Genomic DNA, 20,930 nt, shown 5'->3' on the forward strand with positions numbered 1-20,930 from the left:
TCCATGCGCGTGCGTGGGCACGCAAAGAGAAGTAACTCGCTCATCGGCAGATGAGCGAAACCCCGGCCGACGGCCGGCCAGGGCCGCGACACGTTTCGAGCAAGGCGTGACCGCTCTGGGTGACTCGCTTCGCTCGCCCCTGTGGGGCCGTCCTTCGGACGTTCTGCGCGCTGCGCGCTTGTCGAGCCTACGCCGGAACGACGAGCAAGAGCAGTGGGTAGGGCTGAGTCACTGCATTCCCTCACTCATGGCTACCGCAAAACGCGCTCCATGGCCCAGGCACGCCAACGGCAAGATCGTGAACAGGCTCTACAGGACCACCGCCCGGACCATTGCATGCTCCTCGCGCAGACACGCAGCAGCTTCAGCCCCCGCCGCCGGCTTCCAGCAGGACGAAATCCCCCTCCGGCACCGTGCCCGAGCCGACCTCGATGAAACCGCAGGTCCGGTAGAACGCCAGGGCACGCACGTTGAGGCACAGGCATTTCAGCCGGTACGGCGCCACCGGCCATCCGGGCAAGGCGGCCAGGAGCATCCGGCCGATCCGCTGCCGCTGCCTGTCTTCGGCCACATGCAGATGGTGGATGAAACGGTCCGGCGTCCACACGGCGATGAAGCCGGCGATGTTCCGCTGCGCGTCTTCCGCAAGCAGCAGGGATTCGCCGCGGGTCTGTTCGTCGAAATCCTCCAGCCGGCAATCGCCGGCCGGCAGCCAGGCAAAGGTCCGGCGGCGCGATTGCAGGAACAGCTGCCGCAAGGCCGGCCGGTCGTGCCGGGCCGCCGGACGGACAGCGATGACCATCGCCCTGCTCCTGTCTACTTGGTTTGCGGTTTGCGCCAAGCGTTGACCGGCATGGCCGGCTCCTTTTCCAATAGCCGCTTTCTCGACAGGCGCTGAAGGCGTTCCCACCGATTCGCGCCCTACGATCGCATGCCTCCGGATTCATCGCACGCCTCCCCACCCATGCCAGATGCCGGCCACCCGCCGCGACGCGGGACATGCCGCGTGAGCCGGGCCCGCCTCGCCGTTTTGCGACAGCGCATGGAACGCCCATGCTGCTGGTGATGGGCTGCGGCAACCCGGTGCGGCAGGACGACGGCGCCGGGCCCGAGGTGATCGCGCGCCTGCACCGGCGGCTGGCGCCGCCGCCGGCGGGGCTGCGCCTCGTCGATGCCGGCAGCGCGGGCATGGACGTGGTGTATGCCCTGCGCGGCGTGGAACGGGCCGTGATCGTGGACGCCTGCCGCAGCGGCAGCCGCCCCGGCGAGGTGTTCCGGCTGCCCGCCCGCGAGGCGCTGCGCCCGCAGGCGCCGTTGTTCAGCCAGCACGGCCTGCGCTGGGACCACGCACTCTACGCGGCCGGCCAGCTCAACGACGGCGGCTTCCTCGACCGCGTCGAGGTGTTCCTGATCGAGGCCGAACACCTCGGCTACGGCATTGGCCTCAGCACGTCGGTCGAACAAGGCGTGCAGCGCACGGTCGAGGCGCTGGCGGCGATGATCGAAGGCCGTCGCTAGCCATGCGGGTCTATCCTTCCGCCTCCTCGTCCGCCGGCCTACCGGCGTGGCTGCGGCACAAGCCGTCGGTGGCGTTGCTGCTTGGCCTGGCGGGCTTCAACCTGGCGCTGTGGGCCTATGTGCTGGAGCGCCACGCGCATGCCCCGGCCCTGCTCGGCACGGCCTTCCTGGCCTGGCTGCTGGGCCTGCGCCATGCGGTGGACCCGGACCACATCGCCGCCATCGACAACGTGGTGCGCAAGCTGATGCAGCAGGACACCGCACCGCAGGCGGTGGGACTGTTCTTCTCCCTCGGCCATTCGCTGGTGGTGCTGTGCGCGGTCGGCGCGCTGGGCCTGGCCGGCGATGCGGTGAAGCGGCACTGGAACGCCATGCACGAGCTCGGCGGCGTGATCGGCACCGGCGTCTCGGCGCTGTTCCTGCTGCTGATCGCACTGGCCAACCTGTTCATCCTGCGCGATCTGTTGGGCATGTTCCGGGGCTTCCGCGAGGGCCGGCACCTGGACCATCCCCGGCTGGAGATGCTGCTGCAGCAGCGTGGCCTGCTGGCGCGCGCGTTCCGCTCGCTGTTCGGGCTGGTCGGCAGGAGTTGGCACATGCTGCCGATCGGCCTGCTGTTCGGGCTGGGCTTCGACACCGCCTCCGAGATCGGCCTGTTCGTGATGGCCGGCGACGGCATCAGCCAGGGGTCGGGGCTGCTCGACGTGCTGTTGCTGCCGCTCTTGTTCATGGCCGGCATGACCCTCATCGACACCACCGACAGCATCCTGATGACCCGGGCCTACGGCTGGGCCTACCGCGACCCGCTGCGCAAGCTCTGGTACAACCTCGGCCTCACGCTGCTGTCGGTGGTGCTGGCACTGGGCATCGGCGGCGTCGAGGCGCTGGGCCTGATCGCCGGCAAGCTGCAGCCGGACGGCCGCGCGTGGGCCTGGGTCGGCGCCGCCAACGCCGCGCTGTCGCGGTACGGCTATCTGATGATCGGGCTGTTCGTCGCCGCCTGGCTGGGCTCGATGCTGTTGTTCCGCTGGCGGCGCTTTGCGCGGCTCGGCTAGCGCGGGGCCGACTCCTCAGTCGGCCCTTTCGCGCCCGGCCGGCGGCGGCAGGCCGGCACGACGGATGGCGTAGCGCTTGATCTTGTTGGCTAGCCCCACCCGCGACAGGCCCAGCTCGCGCGCCGCCTTGCTGTGGTTCCAGTGGCAGCAATCGAGTGCGTCGCGCACCAGTTGCGCCTCCAGCGTCTCCACCTTCTCCTTCAGCGTGCCACCCGGCAGGTCCAGCAGGCTCGCGCAGGCCGGCGGCGAGGGCGGCGCGGGCCGCGCGCTGGAGATCTCCGGTGAGAGGTGACGCACGGTGATGAATTCGCCGTCGTCGATCAGCGCCATGATCCGGCGTACCTCGTTCTCCAGCTCGCGCACGTTGCCGGGGAAGTCGTAGGCGCCCAGGCAGGCCAGCGCCTCGGGCGTGATGCCGGCCACGTGGCGACCCATGTTGCCCGAGTACTTCTCCAGCAGGTGCGCCACCAGCGGCGGGATGTCCTCGCGGCGCTCGCGCAGCGGCGGAATGCGCAGCTCGAAGCCGCGCAGGCGGTAGTACAGGTCGCGCCGAAACTTGCCCTGCGCCACCAGCGGCCGCAGCGGCCGGTCGCTGCTGGCGATGATGCGCACGCCCCGCCCCGCCTGCGGCGGCTCGCCGGCCTGCAGGAAGCGCAGCAGCGCCGCCTGGGTGGCCTGGGAGATGTCCGAGATGCCGTCCAGGAACACGCTGCCGCCCTCGGCCGCCACCAGCAGCCCGGGCTGCGTGCCGCGCTCCCCGTCGGGGCGGCCGAACAGCACCGCGCGCAGGGCTTCGTCCGTCTCCACCGCGCAGTTGACGTGCATGAAGAGCAGGTTGTGGCGCTGGCTGAAGAGATGGATGGCGCGCGCCATCGGCTCCTTGCCGGTGCCGGTCTCGCCCTCGATCAGCACCGGCAGGTCGGTGAGCGAGGCCTTGCGGGCGAAGTTGCAGACCTCGGCCATCGCCGTGCTGGCGAACACCAGCCGGTCGAAGGTGTAGATCTCGCGCATGGCCTTGTGCACCGGGTCCGGCGGCTGCACGGTGCGGTCGGTGAACTTGAGCTGGCGCGACAGGTAGCGGTGGATGCGCGAAAGCTCGCGGGCCTCCAGCGCGCGGCGCACCAAGAGGTGCACCTGCTCGGGCTGCCAGGGCGCCATGATCACCTGGTAGATCGCCGCGTCGTTGATGGCGTCGCGCACCACCTGGGTGGCGTCGTTGTCGAGCACCATCACCCGCACCGTGTCGCGGTGGTGCACGCGCAGCTCGCGCAGCAGGTCCACGCCGCGCCCGTCCACCAGCACCTGTTCCACGATCACCAGGTCGGCGCGGGTTTCCTCGTTGTTGAGCGCGGCCAGCGCCTCGCGGGCGCGGTCGTGCACGCTCACCGCGTAGTCGGTGCCCAGCCGGCGGCGCAGCCGCGCGTCGCGCGCCAGCCGCCGGCCCACCAGGGCCACCCGCCACTCGTGCGAGCGGGTCGCCTCGGCCTCCAGCGCTTCGAGCAGGGGCACGATGGTCTGCGGCGGCAGGTTCATGCGGCACTACCCTGCCGGCCGGGGCGGCACGACGGATTCACTCGCATGTTTCCACCTCCATCGACTTGATGAGCACCTCGTTCCCGCTGTAGCGCTGCCTCTCGCGCCCGCCGCAGGCCGGGCACGCCGCGGCGTCGCCGGCGCGCGGCGCGCCGCAGTCGCGACAGCCCTCGCCCTCGCCCACCGCGCGGATGTCGAGCACGGCGCCCTCGAGCGGGCCGCCCGGCACGATCGCCTCGAAGCAGAAGCGCACCGCCTCCGGCAGCAGCGTGGAGCGCTCGCCGAGCAGCAGCAGGATGCGGCGCACCCGCGCGCCGCCGGCATGCTCGCCGGCGATGGCCACCAGGTTGCGGGTGATCGCCAGTTCGTGCATGCCCGCGCTCAGCAGATCCGCGGCAGCTGCTCGCCGAGCAGCAGGTCGAGGATGCGCTCGCCGCCGAAGCGCGAACGCACCGCCACGCGCCCGGGCGAGGCCTCGCGGACCTCGCCCACCGCGCAGGCCTCGCGGCCCAGCGGATGCGCCCGCATCGCCGCCAGCAGCGCCTCGCACTGCGCGGCCGGCACGATCGCCGCCAGCTTGCCCTCGTTGGCGAGGTAGAGCGGGTCGAGGCCGAGGATCTCGCAGGCGCCGCGCACCGGATCGCGCACCGGCAGCGCCAGCTCGTCCAGCAGCAGGCCGAAGCCGCCCTCCTGGGCGAACTCGTTGGCGATGGTGGCGAGCCCGCCGCGGGTGGCGTCGCGCAGCCAGCGCAGCTGCGGCGCGGCGGCGAACATGGCCTCCACCAGGCCGTTGAGCGGCGCGCTGTCGCTCTCCACCGGGATCTGCAAGGCCAGCTCGTTGCGCGCGGCCAGCACCGCGATGCCGTGGTCGCCCAGGGTGCCGTTGACCACCAGCCGGTCGCCCGCCCGCACCTGCGCCGGCCCGGTGGCGCGACCGGGCGGGATGGCGCCGATGCCGGCGGTGTTGATGAAGACCTGGTCGCCGCTGCCGCGCCCCACCACCTTGGTGTCGCCGGTGACGATGCTCACGCTGGCCTCGTCGGCCGCCCGGCGCATGCTGCGCAGCACCTCGAACAGCGTCTCCAGCGGCAGCCCTTCCTCCAGGATCAGGCCGCAGCTCAGGTACAGCGGCCGGGCGCCGCCCACGGCGAGGTCGTTGACGGTGCCGCAGACGGCCAGGCGGCCGATGTCGCCGCCGGCGAAGGCCAGCGGCGAGACCACGTAGCTGTCGGTGGTGAAGGCGAGCTGGCCGCCGTCGAGCACGGCCGGGTCGATGCGCGCCTGGTCCTCCAGCGGAGCAAGCAAGGGGTTCTCGAACACCGGCCGCACCAGCTCGGTGATCAGCTCGCGCATGGCCCGCCCGCCGGCGCCATGGGCCAGGGTGATCGTCTTGCCCTGCCAGCGCGCGGGCAGCGTCTCGGGCGGGCTCATGCCGCGGCCTCCGCGTCCGGCCGGGCGTACTGGTAGTAGGCCGCGCAGGCGCCCTCGCTGGACACCATCAGGGCGCCGAGCGGCGTCTCCGGCCGGCAGCGGCCGCCGAACACGCGGCACTGGCTGGGCTTGATCAGCCCCTTGAGCACCTCGCCGCACTGGCACTCGGCCGGGTCGGTGACGGCGAGGTTGGGCATGGCGAAGCGCCGCTCCGCGTCGAAGCGCGCGTAGGCCTCGCGCATGCGCACGCCCGAGGCGTCGATCGAGCCGAGCCCGCGCCACTCGAAGAACTCGCGCGCCTCGAACACCCTGGCGATGGCCTCCAGCGCCGCCGGGTTGCCGCCCGGCCGCACCAGCCGCGCGTACTGGCTCTCCACCGCCGCCTCGCCGCGCTCGAGCTGGCGCAGGATCATCCACAGCGACTGCAGGATGTCGTTCGGCTCGAAGCCGGAGACCACCACCGGCCGGCCGTAGTCGCGGGCGATGAAGTCGAACGGCTCGCTGCCGATCACCATCGCCACGTGGCCGGGGCCGATGAAGCCGTCGATGTTGAGGTCCGGCGTATCCAGCAGCGCGCGCAGCGTGGGCGTGATGGTGATGTGGTTGCAGAACAGGCTGAAGTTCGCCACGCCCTGCCGCTCGGCCTCCAGCACGGTGAGCGCGGTGGAGGGCATGGTGGTCTCGAAGCCCAGCCCGAAGAACACCACCTCGCGCCCGGGGTTGGCGCGGGCGATGGCCAGCGCGTCCAGCGGCGAATACACCATGCGCACGTCGGCGCCCTCTGCGCGCGCCTGCAGCAGGCTCATGGCCGAGCCCGGCACGCGCATGGCGTCGCCGAAGGTGGTGAAGATCACGCCGGGCTGGCGGGCGATGGCGATGCAGTCGTCCACCCGCCCCATCGGCAGCACGCACACCGGGCAGCCGGGCCCGTGGACGAACTCCAGGCTGGCCGGCAGCAGGTCCTTCAGCGCGTAGCGGAAGATCGCGTGGGTGTGGCCGCCGCATACTTCCATGATCTGCACCGGCCGTTCGGCGGTGGCGCCGAGGCGTTCGAGCGTGGCGCCGATGTCGCGCACCAGGGCGCGGGCGTGTCCGGGGTCGCGGAACTCGTCGATGAATTTCATGCGCGCGCGCCTTCCCGCAGGGCCGCCGCCTCGGCCTGGGCCTCGCCCAGGGCGTGCAGCAGTTCGAGCGTGAGGCGGGCCTCCTCCTCGTCGATGCGGCTCATGGCGAAGCCCACGTGCACCAGCACCCAGCTGCCGACGCAATCCTCCAGCGGCCCGCCGTCGGGCGCGACGCAGGCGATGTTGACCTCGCGGCGGACGCCGAGCACGTCCACGACCGCCAGCTTGGCGCTGGCGTCGCTGATCGACTCGATCCGTCCGGGAATACCAAGACACATGGGTGATTACCTCATCGGCAGTAACGGGCCAGCGCGATCAGCGCCTGGCCCAGGGCAAGGCCGCCGTCGCCGGCGGGAAGCATCGAGGGCAGCAGCGGCGCCAGCCCACAGGCGGCCAGGCGCTGCACCACGCGCTCGGCCAGCAGGCGGTTCTGGAACACGCCGCCGGAGAGCGCCACCGTGCCGCAGCCGTGGGCGGCGGCGAGCCGGCCGGCCAGCGCCGCCACCGCGTCGGCGAGGCCGGCGTGGAAGCGCGCGGCCACCCGCGCCGGCGCGCAGCCGGCGGCAAGGTCCGCCAGCAGCGCCGGCCACATCGGGGCGGGGTCGAGGCGTGGCAGGCCGTCGGCGACGGTCTCGGCGAAGGGGTAACCCGCTTCCACCGGCCAGGCGCCGGCGGCGCAGGATTCCAGCCGGATCGCCGCCTCGCCCTCGTAGCCGATGCGCTCGAAGCACAGCTCCAGCGCGGCGGCCACGGCATCGAACCAGCGCCCGGCGCTGCTGCTCGGTGGCGCCTGCAGGCCGGTCGCCAGCATCGGCTGCAGCAGGCCGTGCGGCAGCGCGGCCAGGCGGCGCCGGAGGCCGAGGCCGGCGAAATCGCGCTCGAACCGCTCCCAGCCGAGGCAGCGGACGAGGTGCGCATAAAGGTTGCGCCACGGCTCGCTCGCGGCGCGGTCGCCGCCGGGCAGCGGCATCGGGCGCAGGCTGGCCAGGCGCCGGCAGCGGCGGTAGTCGCCGAGCAGGAATTCGCCGCCCCACAGGCCGCCGTCGTCGCCGTAGCCCAGGCCGTCGAACACCACGCCGAGCACCGCCCCGCCCTCCAGCGGCCAGCCATGCTCGCCGAGGCAGGCGACCAGGTGGGCATGATGATGGCCCACCGGCACGGCCTGTTCCGGGTAGTGCGCCAGCGCATGGGCATGCGAGAGGTAGCCGGGGTGGCGGTCGCAGGCGACGAGGTCCGGCTGGAAGCGGAAGAAGGCCCGGTAGTCGGCCAGCGCGGCCTCCCAGTCGGCCAGGCAGGCAGCATCGTGCAGGTCGCCGATGTGCTGGGAGAGGATGGCCTGGCCCTCGTGCACCAGGGCAAAGCTGTTCTTGAGGTCGCCGCCCAGCGCCAGCACGCGCGGCGCGGCGTCGAAGCCCGGCGGCACCGGCAGGGGCGCCGGCGCGTAGCCGCGGGCGCGGCGCAGCAGGCGCGGCCGGCCGGCCACGATGCGCACCACCGAGTCGTCCACCCGGCGCGCGATGGGGCGGTCGTGGTCGAGCACCCAGTCGACGCCCTCCAGCGCCGCGAGTTGGGCCGGCCCGGTGGCCTGGGGCTGGCCGCTGAGGTTGCCGCTGGTCAGCACCATCGGCGCGCGCAGGCGCTTGAACAAAAGGTGGTGCAGCGGCGTGGAGGGCAGCATCACGCCCAGGGTCGAGAGGCCCGGCGCGATGCCCGCCGCCAGCGCTGGCGCGCCGGCCCGGCGCGGCAGCAGCACGATCGGCGCGGCCGCGCTCGCCAGTTCCGCTTCCGCGACAGGCTCCACCTCGCAGTACTCGCGCAGCATGGCCAGGTCGCGCGCCATCAGCGCGAAAGGCTTGCCGTCGCGCCGCTTGACGGCGCGCAGCCTCGCCACCGCGGCCTCGCTGGCGGCGTCGCAGGCCAGCTGGTAGCCGCCTAGCCCTTTCACCAGCACGATTTCGCCGCGCCGGATCAGGCTGGCCGCGGCATCGACGTCGTCGAGGAAAGTCAGCGCGTCGAGCGCGAACGGACGTCCATCCATCCGCCTCAGCGTGGCGCGCGGGCCGCAGCGGTAGCAGGCGTTGGCCTCGGCATGGAAGCGCCGGTCGGCCACCTCGCCGTATTCGGCGGCGCAGTCGGCGCACAGCGGGAAGCCGGCCAGGGTGGTGTTGGCGCGGTCGTAGGGCGTGCCGGTGATCACCGACAGCCGCGGCCCGCAGTCGGTGCAGGCGGTGAAGGGGTAGCGGTAGCGGCGCGAGAACGGGTCCATCGTCTCGGCCACGCAGGCCGGGCAGGCGGCGAGGTCGCGCGCCACGCCCAGGCCCGGCGCCTCGTCGGTGCTGGCCGCGATGCGAAAGTCCGCAGGCGGCGGAGCCGGCACGGGGATGACCTCGCGCCGCACGCGGTCCACCTGGGCGCCGCCGCGGCGCAGCGCCGCGAGTGCAGCGGCGAAGGCCTCCAGGCGCGCCGCGTCGGCGTAGGCCTCGACCACCACCGCGCTGCCGGCGTTGCGCACCTCGCCCGCCACGCCCAGCTCGCGCGCCAGCCGCAGCGCCGACGGCCGGAAGCCCACGCCCTGCACGATGCCGCGCAGCTCCAGCCGCAGGCCCGCCATGGCCGGTTCCTGGCACCTCACCGCTGCGGCCATAGCAGCACCCGGTTGTTACCCGAATCGACCACGATGGCGGTGTCGCCGTGGGCGGCCACCGCGTAGGGCCAGCACAGCGTGTCGCGCGCCATCCGCTGCCAGCGGTTGTCGCCCTTGTCGGCAAAGCCCGCCTGCCCGGCCAGCGCCGTGGCAGGCCCGAACGTGTCATAGCGCAGCAGGCGCGAATTGGCGGTGTCGGCCACCAGCAGCGCCTCGCCCAGCACGGCGAGGCCGTAGGGCATGTTGAGGCTGCCGGCCGTGGGCCAGTAGTGCCCGCGGTTGTGGTCGAGGCCATGGAAGTCCGCCTGCCCCAGCACCGCGTCGGCCGCGCAGCCGCTCGGCGGCGCGGCCTGCCGCCAGCACAGCACGCGGTTGTTGCCGGCATCGGCGATCACCAGGGCGCCGCGCCAATGCGCCAGCGCGTGCGGCCAGCGCAGCGAGCCGGCGCCCACCGCGCCGGCGTTCTCGTCGCGCTGGCGGAAATCGGGCTGGCCCAGCACCGCGTCGGCCGGCGTGCCGTGGTGGCCCGGCAGGCGGTCCCAGCGCAGCACGCGCCGGTTACCGGTATCGGCCACCCACAGGCGCTGCCCGTCGTAGTGCACGGCGTAGGGCCAGTAGAGCGTGTCCGCGTCGGGCCCGGGGCGCCCGCGGTTGATCGCCCCGGCGCGGAAATCGCCCTGCCCCAGCACCAGGTCGGGCGGCTGGCCCGAGCGGCGCGGCGCCCGCCGCCACAGCAGCACGCGGTGGTTCCAGGCATCGGCCACCGCCAGCCCCTCGCCCACCGCGCACAGGCCGGTGGGCATGGCGAACCCGCCTGCCTCGACGGCGCCACCGGCATTGCGCGCCTCGCCGCCGGCATCGCGCTGGCCGAGCAGCAGGCCGGCCGCGGCGCCGTCGGCGGCCGGCCGCGCCGGCCAGCCGAGCAGGCGATGATGGCCGGTGTCCGCCACCCACAGGCAGCCGTCCGCAGTGACGGTCGCGCCGCGCGGGCCGAACAGGCTGCGCGCATCGGGGCGGATCGGCGCGCATTCGGACTGCGCGCCCAGGATCACCGCCGGCCCGCCCCCGGCCAGGGCATGCGGCGCGGCGGCCCGCTCGCGCGGCGGCGCCAACGAAACCCGCCGCGGCGGTTCGGCAAGCGGCCGGCTCATGCGCCGAGCTTCACCGCGACGCGCCCGGCCCGCAGGCGCACGGCGTGATGGGGCAGGCGCACGCCCGGCAGGTCGAGGCAGTCGCCGTTGTCGAGCCGGTAGCGGAAGCCATGGTGGCGGCAGGTGAGCACGCCGTCCTCCACCGCCGCGCCGGACAGCGGCAGCCCCAGGTGCAGGCAACGGTTGTCCATGCAGTGGACGAGGTCGCCGCGGCGATAGAGCAGCAGCTCGCGCCCGCCCAGCCGGTGCCCCACGAGCGTGTCCGCCGGCAGCTCCTCCAGCGCGCAGAGGTCGACGAAACCGCCGCCCGGCGCGGGCGAGAACGGGCTCACCGCCTGCGCGCCGCGATCCGCCGCGGCGGGATCGGCGCCCAGCTCTACGATGCGCATCAGTTCCGGCGCCTGCTCGCGCAAGGCGGCCTCCACGCCATGGCGCAGGGTCTGCATGGAAGCCGGGCAGCTGCGGCAGGCGCCGATGAGGCGGATCTCCACCGCGTCGGGCGGCAGCACCGCCACCAGCTCCACGCCGCCGCCGTGCTGGGCCAGCATCGGCTGCACCGATGCCAGCGCAGCGCGCACGCGCTGCTCCAGCGGGTCGCGTACCAGGCCGTGCAGGCGCAGCACGCCGAACACCAGCGGATCGCGCACGACCTCGCGCAGGCGGGCCGCGGCGGCGGCCTCCTCGCGCAAGCCGCGCACCAGCCGCAGCAGGGCCTCGCGGTGCAGCTGCTCGATCGCATGCTGCAACTGCTCGAACAGCGCGCGCTGCTCGCCGGGCAGCTGCGCGGCGGCGGCCTGGAGTTCGCTGACGCGGCCGGCCAGCACAGCCAGCTGCTCGCCGGCGTCGGCCATCGCCTCACGGGTCGCGGACACGGCCATCAGGCTGCCGACAGTTCCGCCAGCGCGGCGCGCACGGTGGCCGCCTGCCCGGCCATCGCCAGTTGCTCGAACACGTCCAGCGCCTCGCCGTACAGCACGCGCGCGCGGGCCGCGCCCTCCGCCGCCGGCAGGTTGGACAGCGCGTTGGCCTTGTTGGCCAGCGTGTGGGCGTATTCCAGCGGCGTATGGCGGCGGTCGCGCACCGTCAGCGCCTCGTCGTAGGCGGCGATGGCCCGGTGCAGGTTGTCCAGCGGATGGCTGCTGGGCAGGTACTGCAGGGCGTTGCCCAGGTTGTTCTGGGTCATGGCGTATTCGGCCGGGTGATCGACCCGGTTGATGGCGGCCAGCGCGTGCTCGAACGACTGCATCGCCAGTGCCTCGCGCAGCGCCCCGCGGCCGCCGCCGCCCATCGAGAGGTAGGCGATGGCGAGGTTGTTGTGCAGGATCGCGAATTCGCGCGGGTAGTCGCGCGCGGTGAACACGCGCAGCGCCTGCTGGTAGCAGGCCAGCGCGTCGGGCATGCGGGCTGCGCCCTCCTGCGCCAGGGCCTGGAGCACCAGGCCCGCGTTCATCTCCAGCTCGGCCTGCTCCGCCGGGCCGCCTTGCGCGGCGAGCCGCGGGCGGGCCGCCTCGTAGCAGTCCAGCGCCGCGCGCAGCGACGCCGTGCCGCCGTCGGGCAGGGCCTGATGCGCGGTGCCCTCGCGGGCCAGCAGCCGGGCCGCCAGCACCGAGCCGGGCGGCGCCAGCTCGCGGCCGCGGCGGTAGAGCGCGATCGCATCGTGCAGCTGGCGTGCGTGGCGCGGCCGCTGCTGCAGCCCCATGGCGATCTCCATCAGCATCTCGGCCCGCTGCGCGGGGCTGGCCTGCGAGTCTTCGGCCATCGCCAGCGCGGTGCGCAGCTGGATGTCGCTCAGGGCGCTGGAAGCTTCCGGGGTGGGTTCGGCGGGCATACGGCGGGGCGGCGTGGAGACGGCCGCGGCAGATGTCTTGAAGGTTGCCGCCAAGCTGCCGCGCGGTCCCAACCCTGTCAACCATCGTTGCAAAACTGCAAACCTGCTTGGCACCCGGCCGCCGTGCGCCCTGGAATTGTCTCGGAGACGTGGCATCGCTCCCGTGCCAACATGGCCTTTCCCCCAACGGACAGGAAGCCGCCATGCCACGCCTCCCCGCTTTCGCCGCCCTCGCCTGCCTCGGCCTGCTGCTGGCCGCCTGCGGGCAACGGCAGAAGCCACCGCAGGACCACTCCGGCAGCGTGGCCAGCGTCGCCAAGGCACCGACGCGGGTGCCGACGCCGGCACCCGCGTCGCCGCCCGCCTATCGCGACGACGCCCTCGGCATCTCGATCGTGGTCCCGCCGGGCATGACGCTGCGCCACGACTTCAAGCGCGACTATTTCGACCCCGACGCCTGGAAACTCGAGGCCGATTCCGAGAGCCACGGCAAACCGGCCCTGGCCCTGGTCCTCGACGGCTCCAACGAGATCACCGCGGCCGAGCTGCGCCTGGGCACCAGCACCGACGCGCAGGACCTCGCCCATTGCCTCGAACCGGCCTCCAACGCCTATGAGGACGAGGATGAGCCCAAGGAAGAAACGGTCAAGCTCGACGGCGTGCCGTTCCGCCATGCGCAGGCGGGCGACGCGGGGATGAACCATTACGTCGTGGCCGAGACCTACCGCGCCGTCCATCGCGGCCGCTGCTATGCGATCGACCTTCTGGTCATCGGCAGCTCGCCGGAAGTCTACGACCCGCCGCGCAAGGTGCCGTTTCCGCGCGATGTGGCCCAGCGGCGCCTGAGGGAGGCACTCGCCGGGCTGCACTTCGCGCCGTGACGGCGGCGCCCTCGGGGCGAGGCGCTCACCCCTGCGCCACGAACACCGGCGGCGCATACCCCGCGGGCTTGCTGCCCACCTGCGCGCCGCCGTGGATCATCGCCTGCTGTGCGTCGGCGAACATGTAGTACGGGAACGGCGCCTCCGGCCGGCTGGCCTCGTCCAGCCGCACGCGCAGCGGCTCGGGCAAGGTGAAATCCAGCGCCGCGAGGTTGTCCTCGAGCTGAGCCAGCTTGGTAGCGCCGACGATCACCGAGCCCACGCCCGGCTGCGTGGCGACCCAGTTGAGCGCCACCTGCGCCATCGGCCGGCCCAGCTCCTGCGCCACCGCCTCCAGCGCGCCCACGATGCGCCAGTTGCGCTCGGTGAAGCGGTCGAAGCCCGGCCGCCCCGACACCACCGCGAGGCGCCCCTCGCCCGTGCCGCCGTCCCGGCTCGGGCGGTACTTGCCCGAGAGCAGGCCCATCGCCAGCGGGCTCCATGCGGTGATGCCCAGCCCCAGCTCGGTCGCCAGCGGCACGAACTCGTGCTCGATGTGGCGCTCCACCAGCGAGTATTCGAGTTGCAGGTTCACCAGCGGCGAGAGCGCGTGCGCCTCGGCGTAGGTCTGCGCGCGGGCCGCGTACCAGGCCGGCACGTCGGAGAGGCCGGCGTAGCGGATCTTGCCCGCGCGCACCAGGTCGTCCAGCGTGCGCACCACTTCCTCGGCCGGGGTGAGGCGGTCCCAGGTGTGCAGCAGGTAGAGGTCGATGTAGTCGGTGCGCAGGCGGCGCAGCGAGCCCTCCACCGCGCGCAGGATGTTCTTGCGGCCGTTGCCGCCGGCGTTGGGGTTGCCGGGCTGGGCGTTGTAGGTGAACTTGGTGGCGAGCACCACGCGGTCGCGCACGCCGGCCTCCTCGACGAAGCGGCCGAGCAGCGCCTCGCTGCTGCCCTCGGTGTACATGTCGGCGGTGTCGATGAAGTTGCCGCCGGCGTCCAGGTAGCGGTCGAACAGGGCACGCGCGGTGTCCTCCGCCGCGCCCCAGCCCCATTCCTCGCCGAAGGTCATGGCGCCCAGGGCGAGCGGGCTGACGCGCAGGCCGGAGCGGCCGAGGGTGTAGTAGCGATCGAGCGACATGGCGAACCTCTTGGGGAGCATGGAAGACGGCGCCAGTCTGGCCCTCGCCACGGCGCGGAAAAAGCGGGCACGGCTTGATGCGTTATTAAATCTGGCTAATAAATGGCGCTTTCCACTTTTCGTTCCGGCCACCTATGCGCGACGACGCCACCGCTGCCCTGCGCGCCTTCCGCCTGATCGCCGAGCACGGCAGCTTCACCCGCGCCGCCGTCGTGCTGGAGATCACGCCCTCCGCGCTCAGCCAGACCCTGCGCCAGCTCGAACAACGCCTCGGCGTGCGCCTGCTCCACCGCACCACGCGGCGCGTGGGCCTGACCGAAGCCGGCCGCCAGTTGCTGGCGCGCATCGTCCCTGCCCTGAAGGAGCTGGACGGGGCGCTGGAGGACCTGCGCCAGCACGAGGAGCACCCGCGCGGCACACTGCGCGTCACCGTGCCGAACGTGGTGCTGCCCTGGCTGATCGAGCCGATGCTGGCGGAGTTCGCCCGTGCGTGGCCGGACGTGCAGCTGGACATCCGCGTCGACGACGGCCTCGTCGACCTGGTCGGCGAAGGCTTCGACGCCGGCATCCGCCTCGGCGAGCGCTTGCAGAAGGACATGGTGGCGGCGCCGCTCACCGGCCCCGTGCGCGCGGTCGTGGTGGCTCGCCCGATTACTTCGAGCGCCACGGGCGCCCCCGCCATCCGCGCGACCTGGCGCGGCACAACTGCCTGAAATTCCGCTACGCCAGCAGCGGCGGCGTCTACCGCTGGGAGTTCGCGCAGAAGGGCCGCTGGTTCGAGACCGACGTGGCCGGCAACCTGGGTGGTCAACCAGCCCGGCCTCGCGGTGCGCGCCGCGCTGGACGGCGTGGGCCTCACCCACGCGCTCGAGCCCTACGTGCGCGGGATGCTGGCGGACGGGCGGCTGGTCAGCGTGCTCGATGCCTGGCTGCCGCCCTTCGACGGCTTCTACCTCTACTACCCCAGCCGCTTCCAGGTGCCGCCGAAGCTGCGCGTGTTCATCGACTTCCTGCGCGAGCGGCAGCGGCGCGCGGGCTGATCAGTGGTAGCGCCAATGCCCCTGGACCCACACGTGCGGCGAGGCCCAGTAGCCGGGCACCCAGGCGCGCCCGGCGTGTCCGCGCGGGGCCACCACCACGCAGCCGGCGAGCAGCAGGCCGGTTGCGAGCGCGACCAGGGCGGGCGGAAGGAGTCGGACGGGAAAACGCATGGCGGCACCTCGCGGCGGAACGGATGCGCCTGGAAACGCCGCGTCGGCGCGGCCCGATGACCGGCGGGCCGGGCGTCGCTGGGAACGTGTTCATGTTCGCGCCGGACGCGGTTCATGTCGTCGGCCACGCGCCGGCCACCGGGCGGCCGGCCGCTCCACCGCGGTGCCGTCATCGCCGCCGCTCCACGCGATCAGCTGCGCGCCAGCTCCTCGACCACCGCGCGATAGCGCGCCGCGATGCGTTCCTCGTCGCGATGGTGGAAATCGCGCACCACCCACTCGCCGCCGCACAGCACGTGGCGCACCAGCTGCTGGTTGCCGGCGAAGACGAAGCTGTCCAGCACCGCGTCCGTCCCTCGCGCCGCCAGCAGCGGCGATGGCTCGTCGAGCACCAGCAGGTCGGCGCGATGGCCGGGCCCCAGTTCGCCCACGGGCAGGCCCGCCGCCTGCGCGCCGCCGCGCAGCGCGGCGCGCCACAGCGTCTCGCCCACGCTCTCGCCCTGCCCGCGCGCGGCGATGTTGCGGTGGCGGGTGCTGAGGCGCTGGCCGTATTCCAGCCAGCGCAACTCCTCCACCGGCGACACCGAGATGTGCGAGTCCGAGCCGATGCCCAGCGTGCCGCCCGCATCGAGGTAGTCGGCCAGCGGGAACAGGCCATCGCCGAGGTTGGCCTCGGTGCTGGGGCACAGGCCGGCCACCGCGCCGCTGCGCGCCAGCCGCGAGGTTTCGTGGCCGGTGAGGTGGGTGGCGTGCACCAGCGTCCAGCGCGCGTCCACCTGCGCGTGATCGAGCAGCCACTCGACCGGCCGCGCGCCGCGCAGGGCCAGGCAGTCCTGCACTTCGCCGAGCTGCTCGGCGATGTGGATGTGGATCGGGCCGTCCTGCGCGAGGCCACTCGCCAGCACCGCGCGCATCGCCTCCTCCGGCACCGCGCGCAGCGAGTGCAGCGCGATGCCTACGCGCACGGCCGGCCCCTCGTGCCGGCGCAGCGCCTCCAGCAGGCGCAGGTAGCCGGACACGTCGTGGCCGAAACGCCGCTGCCGCGCGGCGAGCGGCCGGCCGTCGAAACCGCCGGTCATGTAGAGCACGGGCAGCAGGGTCAGCGCGATGCCCGCCTCGCGCGCCGCCTCGACCAGCGCCAGCGACATCGCCTTCGGCAGCGCGTAGGGCGTGCCGTCCGGCTGGTGGTGCAGATAGTGGAACTCGCACACCTGCGTGTAGCCGGCCTTGAGCATCTCCACGTAGAGTTGCGCGGCGATGGCCTGCAAGGCCTCCGGCCCGATCGCCGCCGCGAAGGCGTACATGGTTTCGCGCCACGACCAGAAGCTGTCGTCGCTGCGCCCGCGCCGCTCGGCCAGCCCGGCCATGGCGCGCTGGAAGGCGTGGGAGTGGAGGTTGGGCATGCCGGGCAGCACCCAGCGGCCCGCGCGTTCGGCGGAGGCGGCGCCGGCAGCCTCCCGCCACCGCCCCGTGCCGTCGACGGCCAGCACTACGTCCTTCGACCAGCCTTGCCGCCAGGCGAAGTCCGCGCGCCAGGCCCGCTCGACCTCTGTCATATCGTCGCACCCTCGCCGCCGGCAACCAGCGCGGACCTTAGTCCATCCGTGGCGGCGGCGGCAAAACCGTCGATTTCGCCTCCAGGACGCCCCGCCATTCAGTCGACCAGATCACATAAATGGATATACTTCCTTGACAACGTAACAAATACTTCGCCCGCGTAGCGGGGTCTCACTCAAGGAACAAGGGAGGACCGAGAGGCACTGATCTTAAGGACAGTCGACGGCATGCCCACCCGGACCAAGATCGCCCTCGCGGGTGGGCACGCAACTGGCCTGCTAGTCATTGTCTTTCTCCGCATGCCCCCGAGGCATGCCAAGGCCGGCAAGGCCTTACGAAAAACACGTCCGCTTCGAGCACCGCATGGCCCGGCTCCGGGCATACCGCCCATGGCGGCCTGCGACAGCACTACGGCCCGATCGGACTTCGCGTGAATTCGCTGCTTTGCACCGCATGGCCCATCGGGCCAGGACGGGTGCCTGTCGTCGGTTTTCTGGGGTTGGTCGTTGCGATATTTCTCGTTGCCAATGGAAGGGATGCAGGAAGAACTCCTGCAACTGCGCCGTGGCGGGCTGTACTGGCTGGCTTGCGACCACGTCACCGTGGCGGACCGCTTCGCCCGCCAGCTGCTGGCGGGCCTGCCGGCCCAGGCCAGGGCCGCGGCCGTGGTGGCCGGCCGCTCGCCCGATGCGCTGCTCGACGGGCTCGGCTCCGACCAGGGGCCGGGCGAACTCACTGTTCTCCACGTCCCCGCCGCGCAGATCCGCCCGGCGCTGGAAAACCTGCCTGCCGAACTCGAACGGGCCATGGCCTCTGTGCCGCCGCTGCTGCTGGTCTCGATCCCCGCCGCCGCCTGGGAAGATGTCGACGACAGCGCGCTGGACGCCTGGTGCGCCGCGCTGCGCGGCTGGCTGGAGCGCGGCCGCCACACCCTGCTGGTGCTGGCGCACGGCGACGTCTCCGCGCTCTGCACCCGCCTGTTCGCGCTGAACGCACATGTCGCCGGCCTGGCGCAGGCCTACCGCAGCCACGGCGGCCTGCGCTACCTGCTGCATTTCTGGAGCAACGGCCTCGGCGTGCAGGCGGCGCGCGAGTTCGCGCTGGAACAGACGGGCGATGCCCTGACCGTGTCGGAGGACCTGTCGCAGGCGGCGGCCGAAGCCACCGGCAGCGACCAGCGCAGCTACCTGGCCCAGCGCTCGGTGCTGGAAGGCGCGCCGCCCCTGTCCAGCGCCTGGCGGCTGTTCGAGGACTGGGCCGCGCTGGCCGGCCACGCGGCGCGCGCCCAGGCTTCCAGCATCCTGTTCGCCATCGACGGCAACAGCCAGGTGGAAGAGCTGGCGCGCCTGCTCTACGCCCTGCGCCGCGAGCGCGGCCGCGCGCTGAAGCTGGTGGTCAGGGAGATGGCGCCCTGCCTGCGCTACGCCGACGAGCGCCTGCTGCTCGCCAGCGGCGCCACCCTGGTGGTGCCACACGGCACCCAGCTCTCGCGCTTCCTCACCATGCTGGACACCATCCACGGCCACACCTGGCAGCGCCAGTTGCCGGAGGATTTCGCCACCGCGCTGCAGGACTTCCGCCCGCCGCCCGTCTGCGGCGTGGTGTCGGCAGAAGCATTCGCCGCCCAGGTGCACGCCGTCGAAAGCGGCCGCGCGGGCCGCAACCTGATCCACTCGCTGGTGGTGCTGGAACCGATGCCCGGCCTCAACGTCGCCAACGTGCTGGGGCAATGCGTGCTGCGCCGCGATGGCGATCTGGCCTGCATCGCCGGCCCGCGGATCTACCTGTTCCTGTTCGCCTGCCGCCGCGACGGCGTGGAGCGCGCGCTGGACAACCTGTTCCGCCTGCCCTGGCGTGAACTGGTGGCCGGCTACCACGTCATCGCCGACTACGACCTGGCCGAAGCGTTGCGCCAGACGGCGACGGATCACGCGGCCGCCGCCGCGGCGCCGCCCCTCCCGGCCGCCGCCGCGCGGGACGACACGGAGGCCGCTCCGCACGCGCCCGTGCCGCTCGCCCCGCAGTGCGCGCCGCTGCCCGGCATGGACGCGGTGCCATGAGCTACGACCAGCTGCTCCAGGTCGTCGCGGCCACCGGCGCGCTGGCCGTGCCGTTCGGCCTCTTCGCCGGCGCGCTGTGGCGCGGGCTCTCGCGCTGGATCGGCCGCCGGCTGCCGCCCCGCTTCCTCAAGGTGCACGCCGTGCGCCGGCGATCCACCCGGACAGGCAGGAACGATGGCCCGCACTGAAGCGCTCCCGTCGCCCGCCGAGGCCGTCCCGGCACGACCGGGGCTGGGCCTGTGGAACCTGTACTTCCTGGCGAAGTTCGCGCTGGCGTGGGGCGGCACGCTCAACCTCCACGCGCTGCCCAACCTGCTGCTGGCCGCGGCGCTGCTGCTGCCGCTCAAGCCGCGCTGGCTGTCGCGGCTGCGCCACCTCGCGGCCGTGCCCGCCGCCGTGGCGCTGTGCTACTACGACACCTGGCTGCCGCCGTTCGCGCGCCTGCTGGGCGCGCCGGGCGTGCTCGACTTCACGCCGGGCTACCTGCTCGAACTGGCCGGCCGCTTCGTCGACTGGCACCTGCTCGGCCTGCTCGCGCTGCTCGTGCTCGGTTACGTGCTGCTCGCGCCCTGGCTGCGCCTGACCACCGTCAGCCTCGCCGGCCTGCTGTGGCTGGCCCTGCTCGCCGTGCCGCGCCCCGCGGGCTGGACGGCCGCGACCGAGGCGGCGCAGGCGTCGGCCCCGGCGGCCTCCGGCTCGGCGCCGGCCAGCCAGAACAGCGGCCCGGCCGACAACGCCACCCTCGACGCCTACCTGGCGCGCTTCTACCAGGACGAGGCGGCCCGGCATACCGAGTTCCCCGCGCCGGCCGCCGACGCCGAACCGTTCGACCTGCTGGTCATCAACATCTGCTCGCTCGCCTGGGACGACCTGGACGAAGTCGGGCTGCGCGACAACACGCTGCTGCGCAAGATGGACGTGGTCTTCGACGACTTCGATTCGGCCACCTCCTACAGCGGCCCCGCCGCCATCCGCCTGCTGCGCGCGAGCTGCGGGCAGGGTTCGCACGCGCAGCTCTACCAGCCGGCCGACCCGCGCTGCGAACTGTTCGAGAACCTGGCGCGGCTCGGCTTCAGCGACGAGCTCGCGCTCAACCACGACGGCCACTTCGACCACTTCCTGGACGAGCTGCACCAGCAGGGCGGCCTCGCCGCCGCGCCCTTCGATACCTCGCGCCTGCCCCGCGCGCTGAGCGCGTTCGACGGCTCGCCGATCAAGCGTGACCACGACGTGCTGGCCGCCTGGTGGCAGCACCGGCTCGGCGAGCGCAGCCCCCGCACGGCACTGTTCTACAACACCATCAGCCTGCACGACGGCAACCGCCTGCTTGGTGCCGACGGTCGCTCCGGCACCGACTACAGGCCGCGAGCGCAGCAGCTGTTCGACGACCTCTCGCGCTTCGTGGACGAGCTCGCGCGCAGCGGCCGGCGCGTGGCGCTGGTGATCGTCCCCGAGCACGGCGCGGCGCTGCGCGGCGACCGCATGCAGATCCCCGGTTTGCGCGAGATCCCCAGCCCCGCGATCACCCACGTGCCGGTGGCCGTGAAGCTGATCGGCATGGGTACGCCGCCCATGGGCGGTCCGCTGCACGTGGCCGCGCCGAGCAGCTACCTGGCGATCTCCGAGCTGGTGTCGCGCCTCTACGCCGCCAGCGCGCAGCATCCGGCCGCCTACGACTGGCAGGCACTGCTGCGCGACCTGCCGCAGACCGCGCCGGAGGCCGAGGACGAGGGCGCCAAGGTGATCGAGTACGCGGGCAAGCCCCACGTGCAACTCAAGGGCGAGTCCGAGTGGCTGCCCTATCCACAGAACCCGTGACC

Annotated in this window: 19 protein-coding genes and 1 pseudogene; 7 read left to right on the top strand and 13 right to left on the bottom strand. The window is 73.0% G+C overall.

All coding sequences use genetic code 11. The features are described from left to right. Positions 1-364: 364 nt before the first annotated feature. On the bottom strand, positions 365-802 hold the full coding sequence (locus ACH65_RS12165) for a GNAT family N-acetyltransferase (RefSeq protein ID WP_049622870.1): 438 nt from the start codon (positions 800-802) through the stop codon (positions 365-367). Positions 803-1,053: 251 nt separating this feature from the next. Between ACH65_RS12165 and ACH65_RS12170 the strand changes: the two genes are divergently transcribed. Together ACH65_RS12170 and ACH65_RS12175 are read left to right on the top strand one after the other, a co-directional pair. Then, complete coding sequence (locus tag ACH65_RS12170) at positions 1,054-1,518, top strand: hydrogenase maturation protease (RefSeq protein ID WP_049622871.1); 465 nt, start codon at positions 1,054-1,056, stop codon at positions 1,516-1,518. A 2-nt stretch (positions 1,519-1,520) separates the two neighbouring features. After that, positions 1,521-2,573 carry a HoxN/HupN/NixA family nickel/cobalt transporter gene (locus tag ACH65_RS12175; RefSeq protein WP_049622872.1) on the top strand — a complete coding sequence of 351 codons (1,053 nt, stop codon included), beginning with the start codon at positions 1,521-1,523 and terminating at the stop codon, positions 2,571-2,573. A gap of 15 nt (positions 2,574-2,588) precedes the next feature. On the opposite strand, the gene ACH65_RS12180 is transcribed toward ACH65_RS12175, so the two are convergent. Genes ACH65_RS12180 through ACH65_RS12220 form a run of 9 tightly spaced genes read right to left on the bottom strand, consistent with a single transcriptional unit; the run spans position 2,589 to position 12,284 of the window. Next, positions 2,589-4,106 (bottom strand): sigma-54-dependent transcriptional regulator, encoded by a 1,518-nt coding sequence (locus ACH65_RS12180; protein WP_049622873.1) that lies wholly within the window; start codon positions 4,104-4,106, stop codon positions 2,589-2,591. A 37-nt stretch (positions 4,107-4,143) separates the two neighbouring features. Beyond that, positions 4,144-4,479 (bottom strand): hydrogenase maturation nickel metallochaperone HypA/HybF, encoded by a 336-nt coding sequence (locus ACH65_RS12185; RefSeq protein ID WP_049622874.1) that lies wholly within the window; start codon positions 4,477-4,479, stop codon positions 4,144-4,146. A gap of 8 nt (positions 4,480-4,487) precedes the next feature. Further along, positions 4,488-5,537, bottom strand: a complete 1,050-nt coding sequence (hypE, locus tag ACH65_RS12190; protein WP_049622875.1) for a hydrogenase expression/formation protein HypE — start codon at positions 5,535-5,537, stop codon at positions 4,488-4,490. Continuing rightward, positions 5,534-6,661, bottom strand: coding sequence for a hydrogenase formation protein HypD (gene hypD, locus ACH65_RS12195; RefSeq protein ID WP_049622876.1), 1,128 nt, complete (start codon positions 6,659-6,661; stop codon positions 5,534-5,536). The genes hypE and hypD overlap by 4 nt, the downstream gene beginning before the upstream one ends. Further along, the gene (locus ACH65_RS12200) at positions 6,658-6,939 is read right to left on the bottom strand and encodes a HypC/HybG/HupF family hydrogenase formation chaperone (protein ID WP_049622877.1); all 282 of its coding nucleotides are present in this window, start codon (positions 6,937-6,939) and stop codon (positions 6,658-6,660) included. The genes hypD and ACH65_RS12200 overlap by 4 nt, the downstream gene beginning before the upstream one ends. 11 nt (positions 6,940-6,950) lie before the next feature. Further along, the gene (gene hypF, locus ACH65_RS12205; RefSeq protein ID WP_049622878.1) at positions 6,951-9,272 is read right to left on the bottom strand and encodes a carbamoyltransferase HypF; all 2,322 of its coding nucleotides are present in this window, start codon (positions 9,270-9,272) and stop codon (positions 6,951-6,953) included. A 17-nt stretch (positions 9,273-9,289) separates the two neighbouring features. Continuing rightward, positions 9,290-10,456, bottom strand: a complete 1,167-nt coding sequence (locus tag ACH65_RS12210) for an NHL repeat-containing protein (RefSeq protein ID WP_153242581.1) — start codon at positions 10,454-10,456, stop codon at positions 9,290-9,292. Beyond that, positions 10,453-11,328, bottom strand: coding sequence for a NifU family protein (locus tag ACH65_RS19870; RefSeq protein WP_161805611.1), 876 nt, complete (start codon positions 11,326-11,328; stop codon positions 10,453-10,455). The genes ACH65_RS12210 and ACH65_RS19870 overlap by 4 nt, the downstream gene beginning before the upstream one ends. 5 nt (positions 11,329-11,333) lie before the next feature. Beyond that, on the bottom strand, positions 11,334-12,284 hold the full coding sequence (locus ACH65_RS12220) for a tetratricopeptide repeat protein (protein ID WP_049622881.1): 951 nt from the start codon (positions 12,282-12,284) through the stop codon (positions 11,334-11,336). Positions 12,285-12,487: 203 nt separating this feature from the next. Between ACH65_RS12220 and ACH65_RS12225 the strand changes: the two genes are divergently transcribed. After that, the gene (locus ACH65_RS12225; RefSeq protein WP_049622882.1) at positions 12,488-13,165 is read left to right on the top strand and encodes a hypothetical protein; all 678 of its coding nucleotides are present in this window, start codon (positions 12,488-12,490) and stop codon (positions 13,163-13,165) included. A 25-nt stretch (positions 13,166-13,190) separates the two neighbouring features. Here the strand turns inward: ACH65_RS12225 and ACH65_RS12230 are convergent, their stop codons facing one another. After that, complete coding sequence (locus ACH65_RS12230) at positions 13,191-14,282, bottom strand: aldo/keto reductase (RefSeq protein WP_049622918.1); 1,092 nt, start codon at positions 14,280-14,282, stop codon at positions 13,191-13,193. A 134-nt stretch (positions 14,283-14,416) separates the two neighbouring features. Here ACH65_RS12230 and ACH65_RS12235 point away from each other — a divergent pair. Then, positions 14,417-15,322 (top strand): annotated as a pseudogene (locus tag ACH65_RS12235) (LysR substrate-binding domain-containing protein). Here ACH65_RS12235 and ACH65_RS19875 read toward each other — a convergent pair. After that, entirely contained in the window at positions 15,323-15,493 is a 171-nt protein-coding gene (locus ACH65_RS19875) for a hypothetical protein (RefSeq protein ID WP_153242582.1), read from the bottom strand. It lies immediately after the preceding pseudogene. Between the two features lie 191 nt (positions 15,494-15,684). Continuing rightward, positions 15,685-17,049: a formimidoylglutamate deiminase gene (locus tag ACH65_RS12240; RefSeq protein ID WP_049622883.1), complete on the bottom strand. Its 1,365-nt coding sequence runs from the start codon at positions 17,047-17,049 to the stop codon at positions 15,685-15,687. 522 nt (positions 17,050-17,571) lie between these two features. On the opposite strand from ACH65_RS12240, the gene bcsE reads away from it, so the two are divergent. The 3 genes from bcsE to bcsG are packed head-to-tail and all read left to right on the top strand — an operon-like array spanning position 17,572 to position 20,928. Then, a complete protein-coding gene (gene bcsE / locus ACH65_RS12245) occupies positions 17,572-19,110 on the top strand; it encodes a cellulose biosynthesis protein BcsE (protein ID WP_153242583.1) in 1,539 nt (512 codons plus the stop codon). Then, positions 19,107-19,298, top strand: coding sequence for a cellulose biosynthesis protein BcsF (gene bcsF / locus ACH65_RS12250; RefSeq protein ID WP_049622885.1), 192 nt, complete (start codon positions 19,107-19,109; stop codon positions 19,296-19,298). Before bcsE ends, bcsF begins: the two co-directional genes overlap by 4 nt. Beyond that, positions 19,285-20,928: a cellulose biosynthesis protein BcsG gene (gene bcsG / locus ACH65_RS12255; protein ID WP_049622886.1), complete on the top strand. Its 1,644-nt coding sequence runs from the start codon at positions 19,285-19,287 to the stop codon at positions 20,926-20,928. The genes bcsF and bcsG overlap by 14 nt, the downstream gene beginning before the upstream one ends. The last annotated feature ends 2 nt before the right edge of the window (positions 20,929-20,930 follow it).

Source organism: Frateuria defendens (genome assembly GCF_001182895.1).
GTDB classification, from domain to species: Bacteria; Pseudomonadota; Gammaproteobacteria; order Xanthomonadales; family Rhodanobacteraceae; genus Frateuria_B; species Frateuria_B defendens.